This window comes from Mycobacterium sp., from assembly GCF_035640695.1.
In the GTDB taxonomy this organism is placed as follows: Bacteria; Actinomycetota; Actinomycetes; order Mycobacteriales; family Mycobacteriaceae; genus Mycobacterium.
The window spans coordinates 1-9046 of sequence record NZ_DASQVQ010000144.1; the positions used below are offsets into that span (position 1 = coordinate 1).

8 protein-coding genes and 1 pseudogene are annotated in these 9046 nt (G+C 62.0%); 5 read left to right on the plus strand and 4 right to left on the minus strand.

All coding sequences use genetic code 11. The features are described from left to right. The 4 genes and pseudogenes from VE759_RS17135 to VE759_RS17150 all read right to left on the minus strand — a co-directional run. Window positions 1–404 (minus strand): pyridoxamine 5'-phosphate oxidase family protein (locus VE759_RS17135; RefSeq protein ID WP_324934598.1); only part of this gene is annotated, 404 nt, incomplete at its 3' end. A gap of 677 nt (window positions 405–1081) precedes the next feature. Further along, on the minus strand, window positions 1082–1648 hold the full coding sequence (locus tag VE759_RS17140; protein WP_324934600.1) for a dihydrofolate reductase family protein: 567 nt from the start codon (window positions 1646–1648) through the stop codon (window positions 1082–1084). 80 nt (window positions 1649–1728) lie between these two features. Then, window positions 1729–1998: pseudogene (locus tag VE759_RS17145) on the minus strand (IS256 family transposase); the annotation flags it as partial. 220 nt (window positions 1999–2218) lie between these two features. Continuing rightward, window positions 2219–3130 (minus strand): TetR/AcrR family transcriptional regulator, encoded by a 912-nt coding sequence (locus tag VE759_RS17150; RefSeq protein ID WP_324934602.1) that lies wholly within the window; start codon window positions 3128–3130, stop codon window positions 2219–2221. 431 nt (window positions 3131–3561) lie between these two features. Here VE759_RS17150 and VE759_RS17155 point away from each other — a divergent pair, with 431 nt between their 5' ends. The 5 genes from VE759_RS17155 to VE759_RS17175 all read left to right on the plus strand — a co-directional run bounded on the left by VE759_RS17155 (window position 3562) and on the right by VE759_RS17175 (window position 8967). Beyond that, complete coding sequence (locus tag VE759_RS17155) at window positions 3562–4200, plus strand: HXXEE domain-containing protein (protein ID WP_324934604.1); 639 nt, start codon at window positions 3562–3564, stop codon at window positions 4198–4200. A gap of 84 nt (window positions 4201–4284) precedes the next feature. Beyond that, on the plus strand, window positions 4285–4956 hold the full coding sequence (locus VE759_RS17160) for an HXXEE domain-containing protein (RefSeq protein WP_324934606.1): 672 nt from the start codon (window positions 4285–4287) through the stop codon (window positions 4954–4956). A 68-nt stretch (window positions 4957–5024) separates the two neighbouring features. Then, window positions 5025–6110: an LLM class flavin-dependent oxidoreductase gene (locus VE759_RS17165; RefSeq protein ID WP_324934608.1), complete on the plus strand. Its 1086-nt coding sequence runs from the start codon at window positions 5025–5027 to the stop codon at window positions 6108–6110. Window positions 6111–6294: 184 nt separating this feature from the next. Next, complete coding sequence (locus tag VE759_RS17170) at window positions 6295–6933, plus strand: HXXEE domain-containing protein (RefSeq protein WP_324934609.1); 639 nt, start codon at window positions 6295–6297, stop codon at window positions 6931–6933. 1023 nt (window positions 6934–7956) lie between these two features. Continuing rightward, complete coding sequence (locus VE759_RS17175; protein ID WP_324934611.1) at window positions 7957–8967, plus strand: Coenzyme F420 hydrogenase/dehydrogenase, beta subunit C-terminal domain; 1011 nt, start codon at window positions 7957–7959, stop codon at window positions 8965–8967. Window positions 8968–9046 lie beyond the last annotated feature (79 nt).

A 9046-nucleotide genomic window follows, 5' to 3' on the forward strand; every position in this document is an offset into this window, starting at 1 on the left:
ATCGAGATGCGCACCATCTGCTTATACGTCGACCGCACGTTGCGTTCGAACTCGGCAAGTTGGGGTTCGTCCATTGAGCTCCTCGCTGCCGCGAGGTACTCATCGGTGACGCCGTCGACGGTTTCTAGTGTGGCGAGGCCACGCACCAAGAGCGCCTTCGCCTCTTCTGGCGTGGAGCCGGTGTCGATCGTCAGTGCGACTTCCGGGCGGGACGAAAGCGCGCGAGCTTTCGGGGAGGTCGGTGCCGTGGAGACAACGATGTGTTCGCCGGTCCAGTAGAACCCGACGGGGATGACCCGCGGGAAGCCATCGTGTCCGTTGTAGGCGAGCCGGGCCATGGAGCCGGAGAGCAGCTTCTGGGCGTCGGGGTGGCCAAGCTCCTGAGCCAATTCCTGCTTATTCATCACACCCGTAGTCCTACCCGTCCGGCCCGGGCTGGACGCGGGCGGACACCGGTGAACGTCTGCGCGTTGGCGTACGCGTTGGCGTACGGAACGAAACAAGGCACCTCCCGGACCTGCGGAGAGTGCCTCTGACCTGCGTCGGGCTGACAGTGTGTGATTACACGACATAGTTGACGGATGTCTCGCGACATAGTTGACACCTCTGCGAGTCGGCGCGTGTGAACACCCGTTTGGATAGTTCCAACATGTTTAGGTCAATGCAGTTCGTCGTGCACTGCGAGCCACCGTGTCCACCCTGTGCGTGCACGTCTTGGGAAACTGGTGGGCCACCGGCGAACCGGCCCTCGACACGACACCACCGGCCCGGTAACGACACGCCGGCAGGTGTCGGTTTCCGCGCCCAACGGACAATAGCTCGGCATCCAGAAGCCTCCGGACTCAATCTTGGTGCGGCCATGCGGGGTGGCGGCGGTGGACATGTGGAACTCCTCGGTGTCGTTGGGTGTCGTTGGTGTTGATCTCCGGGCAGCGCCGCCGAAGCTCAGTACTGCGGGAGGTTCGAGCGGACATGAGAAGCAGCCTGACAAACAACCGTGCATAAAGGGCCTCCTCGGTGCCGCTCGACGAGTCGTGTATCTCGTAGTGCATCCGCACGTCACCTGGCTGTGTATGTCCGATCAGTCGTGTTTCGCCGCGTAGCGCAGCAGGACCGTTCCGCCCGGGAAGGTGCGGTTCTCCAACAGTCGCAGCGACATCCATGACGGCAGCGTCGGGAAGAACGGGGTGCCGCCGCCCACGGCGGTGGGCGTGACCACGATCCGGTACTCGTCCACCAGTCCGGCCTGCACGATCGGTGCGGCCAGCGTCGCGCCGGCCACCTCCAGCCTGCCGTCGGTTTCGGCTTTCAGCTTCGTCACCACCTCGACCGGGTCGCCGCGTTCCAGGCGGGAGTTCCAGTCGACGGACTCCAGGGTGTGCGAGAACACGACTTTGGGCATGTCGCGCCAGATGCGGGCGAAGTCGACGATCAGAGGGGTGGCGTCCGGGGCCTTGTCAGCGGTCGGCCAGTACGCGGACATCAGCTCGTAGAGCCGCCGCCCGTAGAACGAAAGGGCGGTCTCCCGCTCGAAGTCGTTCCAGTACTGGTGCAGTTCTTCGCTCGGATCGGCCCAGTCGATGTTGCCTTGTGCGTCGGCGATGTACCCGTCCACCGACACGTTGAAGCCATAGATGAGTTTGCCCATGGAGGTCAGACTGCACCGGAGGGCAAAACTCGTCGCGACGCCACACGAGATATTGTCAAATCCTTGTGGATGGTTGAGCGTCAGGCGGCCTCCTGCGTTGTTGACGAATCGACCGGTCGTTCCATGAGGTTGCCCTTCTCGAGCACGGCTCCGGCCCGAACGAGGGCGACCAGGTGCGGCGCGTTCACGGCGCGCCAGCGTGCCTGGGCGGCCTCGATCAGCTTGAACGCCATCGCGAGCCCGGCGGCCCGCGAGCCCGGCCCCTTGGGCGACCTTTTCCTCAAACGCACTGTCGCGAAAGTAGATTCGATGGGGTTCGTCGTGCGGAGATGGATCCAATGCTCCGCCGGCACGCACGATCCGTCGATCAACGACCGGAACCCGGCCGTGCCGCCGTCGGACTCCTCCCGGCCCTGGCCTACCTAGAACATGGGAACTTACCTTCCCACCCGGCGTTGGCGCGCCAGGCTCGATCAAACCTGCCAATCGGATCACCCTTGCTCGTGTTGGGGGCAATCAGAATAAGCTGGTCAGAACGTTGAACGTTGTCGACTGGGAGGGCTGCCGACGCTACTGCGGACGGTTTGCGGGCGGCGCAGAGGTTCTTTTACCGCCGGGCCGACGGGTCGGCCTGCGACGGCCGGCGGTGCCGGCGGCCCCTAGGAAGGCGTCGGTGAAAACGTCGCAGACGGTTCCGATGTCAGGCAGATCGATACCAGTCAGCGCAGCTGTGGTCGGCCGCAGCAGCATGTGAACCACCATGGGGGCGAGCAGTTGCTCGACCAGCAGCGGCTGCGGAAAGTCGCGGATCCGACCGGCCTCGATCTCGGTGGTAAGCCACTGGCCGATGACGGCCAGCATCCGTGGACCTTTGTAGCTGAGCAGGGTCTGCGTTGCGGGGCTGGTGGGTCGGGCGAATGCTTCGGCGAACACGGCCGGAGCTACCCGCGGTTCGCGGCTGAGGGAGTCGGCCAGCAGCGCATACAAACGCCGTACTGCCGCAGGCAGATCGGTGTGGTCTTCGGCGACAAATTCTTCGATGTCCAGCAGGGGGCCGTGGCGTTCGAAGACGGTGCGCAGCAGTCCGTCGCGGGTGCCGAAGATGGCGTAGAGGCTTTGCACCGAGCAGTCAGCGCGGGACGCGATGGCTTCCAACGTAGCTGCAGCCAGCCCGCTTTCAGCGATCAGGGCCGCTGCGGCGTCGAGGGCCCGAGTGCGTACCGGTGGTGCCCCGCCCGGGTCGAGACCCCGGGCGCGGACCGCATCGTCGAGGGCAGCGCGCGATCCACCGAGCCGACGCAGCAGTGTGCTGCGCGAGATGCCGGCGTGGCGTGCGATCACGATGACCGGTACGTCGGCGACATCCTTGGCGAGCTCATCGGCAGCCCGCAACGCTGCCTCAACCAATGCATCGGCGACGGTCGGGACATCACGTGCGGGTGGCGCGGTGTCGGTCGCGTCTGTTGTGTTGCGCAGTTTCATGGGTGCTTCTCAGCGTAGGGTCTGGCCGCCGTCTACGGTCCGGCATTCCACAGCTGCAGCTCCCACCATCGCGTGCGCGGCACGGCGCCAAGCACAGTATGCGGCGGCCACCGCCTCCGCTGGAATGTGACTAGATGATGGCTCTGAGGATATGTCACAAATAGAAGCGGGTGCAATGTTAGAGGCCCGGCCTGGTTAGATGCCCGGCCTGCACTTCGCAATAGCTGCGCGCATGGCCCACGGTTAAACCATGGTGCCATCCACCCTGGTGTGATACGTTGATGAGTGTTACCTCTATTGTTGTATCGCGGTTTGGGCTGGTCAGGGCAGTTCGGCGCGCGGGCAACACATTGTTACCCGCCCGGCAGCGGAAATGGGGAGTCAACGTGACTACGAAACTTCTTGATTCTTACCGTAGAGAATGGCCTCGGGTGGCCGCGGTGCAGGCGATGGTGCTGGGTGGGGCAAGTCTGCTAGCCGGGCGCAAGACGCAGACCAATCTGCGTGCCTTGGCGGTGATGAATGCCATGACGATGTGTGCTCACCAATACGAGGAGTACGTCGACCCCGGTTGGTTCCCGGGCATGGTCAATGTCGGCCTCTTCAAGAGCGACCAGCCGCACAACTACCCGTTCAACGCGCACTCGGCGATGTGCGCCAACATTTCCTTTCGGGCCCTCTATGTCCCTGCGATGATCTTTCCCAAGGTGAAGTGGCTGGGGCTACCACCGGTGCTGCTCGGCATCTTTCAAGCAGTCGCCCACGGCATCCTGATGCCGCGCGTGCTGCATACCAAATACACTCCAGGCGCCCTCACCGCGGCGCTGCTGCATGTTCCGATCGGCATCAATTACCTCTCGGCGTTGCGCGCCCAGGGGCCGATCGGCCGCAGCAACTGGTTCAAAACTGCTCTCGTCCTGCTGTTCTTCTTGGTCGTTGGCGTGGCCTTCCCGAACATCCGCGGTGCCGATAAGAACAGCCCCTATCCGTTCACCGCCCATCAGATGGGCCCCTATTACACCGGGACGCCACCCGCGCCGGTCGCTGCCGCTGCGGAAGCGCGCAGCTAGAACCAGTACGTCGCCAGGTGACCAGCGGGCGATCGAATCGACCTCCCCGACCAGTGAAAAGTTTCACGGAATGAGGAGTAGACAATGAGCGCTTTAAAACTTCTAAGGCGGCATTGGCACGATATCGGTTTGGTTTCGGCCGTCGTCGCCGGGGCGTATTTGCTTTTTGGGTGGGGTGATCTTGACTTTTTGCAAAGGCTCCTCATCCTCAACTTCATCGTCGTTCTCCTACATCAATTCGAGGAGTACAGCTGGCCAGGCGGGTTCCCGGCAGTGGCTAACCTGGTATTGATGCCCCTTGCAGGTATGTCGCGCTATTTCAAGCCGCTGAACCAACTCTCGTCAGCGGTAGCCAACCTCACTTTCGCGTATGTGTTCTACCTCCTTCCGGTCTTCTTCCCGCACACCATCTGGCTTGGTTTGGCAACCGTGATTGTGGGCGCGGTTCTGCAAGTGATAGGCCACGCCATCATCGTTAACTACCAGATCCGATCTCTGTACAGCCCCGGCGTTGCAACTGCTGTTTTGGGCTGGCTGCCGTTGGGTGTGGTTTACGTTTATTACATCCAAAAACACGGCCTGGCTAGTGGTTGGGAATGGCTGTCCGCGATCGTGTACATGATCCTTGCCATGGTTCTTATATTTTATGTCATTGAGCAACGGATTCTTGGTAGCGAGAATCCGCCGTACCCATTCGAGCAAGACGAAATGGAACGCTTCGACATAAAAGGCAAACTTGAACGCGCCAGACATTAAGCAGAATGTACTTCAATTCTGTTTATACGGTCAGGGCGGCGAGGAAATCTTGAGAGAAAGGAAAAGAGATGGTCAGATCCTGGATGTTCTACATTCCCGGTGTGCGTCACCTTGCTGTGGCAGGCGAGGGTGACCGGGAGGAGACACAGCAGGCATTCGACCGGTATCTGCAGTTGTGGGCCGACAATGAGCATCGGGGGTGCGACGGCGTGTTCCTCAGCGAACATCACTTCCTCGGGCTGAGCCTGAGCCCGTCACCGCACCTGCTGATCGCCGCGCTGAGCCAACGAACGTCACGGCTGCGGCTCGGGGTGATGGGCAGCGCACTGCCCCTGCACGACGTTCTGCGACTGGTCGAGGAATGCGGCATGCTCGACTACCTCACACACGGGCGCCTGGAGATCGGCATCGGACCCGGGGTAGGGGCGATCGAGGCCGGCCTCGCCGGAGTGAATCCCGAGGAAGTACGGCCCCGGTACGCCAGTGGCGCTGAGCTGTTAGACAAGTACCTGAGCGGCTCCCGGGTCACTCATCAGGATGCCTTCTACAACCTCACCGACGTGCCGATCGTGCCGCAGATGCGTCAAACGCACCCGCCGGTATGGGTAACCGCGTTATCTGAAAGTTCATACCGGTGGGCTGCCGCACGCGGATACAAGGTGTGCACATCGTTTATGTCGACTGCCGACGTGGCTGAACTGAGCACGGTCTACTACTCGGCGGCCAGTGACGCCGGACTCTCCTGCGGACCGGACTACCTTGGTTTGCGCCGCCGGGTCTTCGTCGCGCCGAGCGACGCCGAAGCCCATGACATCGTTGAACGCTGCGATGATCCCATGGTCCTCATCTTGGAGAAGATCATGGGAAATGAAAACGCAAGCAGGGCACTGGGTTCCATCCCCGGGGGTGGGGCGGCATCGGGAAACCCACTTTTCAACCAACCCGACGACATCATCGTCGGATCACCCCGAACCGTGACCGAACGACTCGCCGAACAAGTCAACTCCACAGGCATCGGAAATCTGCTGTTCTTCACCGACTTCAAACTGTTCGACCACCAAGACCTCGTTCGCAGCCACGACCTCATCGGCACACATGTCATACCGGCGCTGCGATCACTCACCCCACCGGCGTGGACACCCGCCACGATCTGACGCATGGTGCCATCCATATCTGGCGTGATTCGTTATCTAACGCTCTCTCTATAGGTGTATCAATGAGGTCACGATGAAGCTCGCACGGCAAGCGGGGCGAACTAGGTCAAGTGGCCACCAGTGGAATGGAGGGCGGGCGGTGAGTACGAGGGCACTAGACATGTACCGGAAGGAGTGGCCTCGGGTGGGCGCGGTGCTGGCGATGGCGCTGGGCGGCGCGAGCGTGTTGGCCGGCCGCAGAAAATTGACTAATCTGCGCGCTCTGTCGGTAATGAACTTAATCGCGCTGGCCGTCCACCAATACGAGGAGTATGTCGATCCAGGCTACTTTCCTGGTCATGCCAACCGTGGCGTAATGAGGAGCGACCAGCCACGCAACTACCCTCTCAACAGGCAATCGTCCCTGTGCATCAACACCGCCCTGGCGTATCCCTTCTACGTCGCGCCGATCGTCTTTCCTGCGATTAAGTGGCTTGGACTACCGCCAATGCTGTTCGGAATAGCTCAAGCGGTCGACCACGGAATTATCCTTCCCGGCCTCGCTCGAGTTAAGTACAGCCCCGGCTTCCTTGCCGCCATCCTGCTGCACGTTCCGATCGGCATCACCTACATCACGGCGTTGCGCACCGATGGACCGATTGGGCGCAGCACCTGGAACAAAAGTATTGCCGTCACACTGATCTTCCTGATCAGCCTGATAACCACGTTTGTCCGCGGGCTCGACAAGACCAGCCCCTACGCGTTCAGCGACAAGCAGATGGGTCCCTACAAAAACGAGACACGGCTAACTGCCGCCACAAATGAGGAGAAATCAAGCGTCTAGAACGCGAGTCATCCGCCGCCGTCTGAGGGGAGAGAGACGACGCTGGGCTGTTAAGGCGCAGGCTTCGGCAGTAAGGGGTAACCCCACCTTCTAGCGTTGGAAGTGGACGGGGACGTGCTTGCGGAGGAAGACAAGTTGGTCGGCAACGACGCTCGAAAATAGTGGTTCCACGTAGGGGTCGAAGTGGCCGCAGTGGTGTGAGTTTTGTCTTCCGCTTGGCACGGGCTTCGTCAAGCCTCCACTGAGTCAGAGCTTGGGAGGCGCCCAGGTCCGGTGGATCCCGAAACGTGGCCCTTCGACCTTCGTCTGCCGGACGGCTGGTTGCTGACCAAGAGTCTTCTCCCGAGCGGTGACGGGTAGCGGTCGCGGCGGTACGGGTGTGGACGCGACGATGGAGGTGACCGTTTGGCCGTAGGTCAGGAAGCGGTCGAGAACATCTTCGTATAGGCGGCGTTGGTGGGACAGCAACTGTCGTCACCGTTGTCGTCAAGACTGTCGTCAGCTCACGGTGCGAACCACCGGCATTCTGACCGCTTCCTCATATTCGGCGATCCTGCGCTCACGACGGATGTGTCAGGGCAGCGAAGTCGTCACATAGTGACGTAGAACACGCCCCTTACTGAGCCGATCGGGATGTCAGAAATTGCGGAATGAGTTGATCGGTATAGAGGATAGGCGGCCAACTGTGGCCGAGCAGAAAGCCGGTGCCGTCGCGGTGGTTAACGCGCGACTGGGACTCAATATCGCAAACCAGTGAAGGAGCACAGCGTGACCGCTACCATTTCGTGGCGGCCGAGTAACGTACCGCAAAACGTCACAGAGATCGTGCGCGCCGGCTTGTGCACCGGATGTGGATTGTGTGCCAGCCTGGCAGGCCCGGACAAGATAAGTATGGGGCTCAACGTTGAGGGCAATATGCGCCCTCTGGTCCGCGCCCCGATCGATGACGGTACTAACCGCGACATTCTGGCCACCTGCCCAGGAGTGACCCTCACTGGGCCCGGAGTTGTCAACGGTGCTGACATGCAGCCGGTTTGGGGTCCGATTCGCGAAATCTACCGTTCGTGGTCAGCGGAACCGGCCGTGCGTCATCACGCAGCTGCCGGGGGAACGTTGACCGGGCTGGGCCGCTACCTGCTCCACAGCGGCGAGGTGTCGGCGATTCTGCACGTGCGCGCCTCTGCGTCCAAGCCGTGGCTGACCGACGCGCAGATCTCACGCACGCCCGAGGAGCTCTACTCCGGAGCCCAGTCGCGCTATGGTCCCGCCGCGCCACTCAAACACGTCCATGCACTGCTGGACGCTGGCGAAGACTTCGCGGTCATCGCCAAGCCCTGCGACATCTCCGCGGTTCGGGCACTGGCGCGCATCGATCCTCGCGTCGACCGGCAGGTGAAGTATCTGCTGACCAACTTTTGCGGCGGTGTGCCCAGCGCCCAGTTCGCCAGGGCGATGATCCGCTTCCACGGTGTCGATGAGGACGACGTGGAGATGTTCCGCTTCCGCGGCGAGGGCTGGCCGGGTCCTCATCGGGTGCAGACCAAGGACGGCAAGTTCTTCGACCTCAGCTATGAAACCGCGTGGAAGGGCGGGCCGTGGCGCTACGACACGCAGTTTCGGTGCAAGATATGCCCCGACGCCGTGGGTGAGCTGGCCGATATCTCGGTGCCCGACGGCTGGATCCTGCGTGACGGCAAACCGATCTACGATGAGGCGCCCGGGGTCAACGTGGCGGTCGTCCGCACCGAGCGTGGCGTTGAGCTGCTCCGGCGAGCAGTCGATGCCGGCTATCTGCACCTCGGGCCCATCTCCATGCAGGAATTCGAGGCGATGCACGTCACCCACCCGCCCCGCAAGGTGGGAGCGCCGGCGACCTTCCTGGCACTGCGGATGCTTGGTCAGCCCCGACCGCAGGTGCGCGGGTACCGGACGTTGGCCAGCATCCGACGGGCCGGACCCCGGTTGCTATGGCAGCAGTTCCGCGGGACCGTCCGCCGGGTCCTGCGAGGAGACAACCGCGAATCAACGATCTGATCGACGCACTCGCATCTGCGGGTTTCGGCCTGACAGGGTTCGGGCTGACAGTCCCGAGCGGTGACGGGTAGCGGTCGCG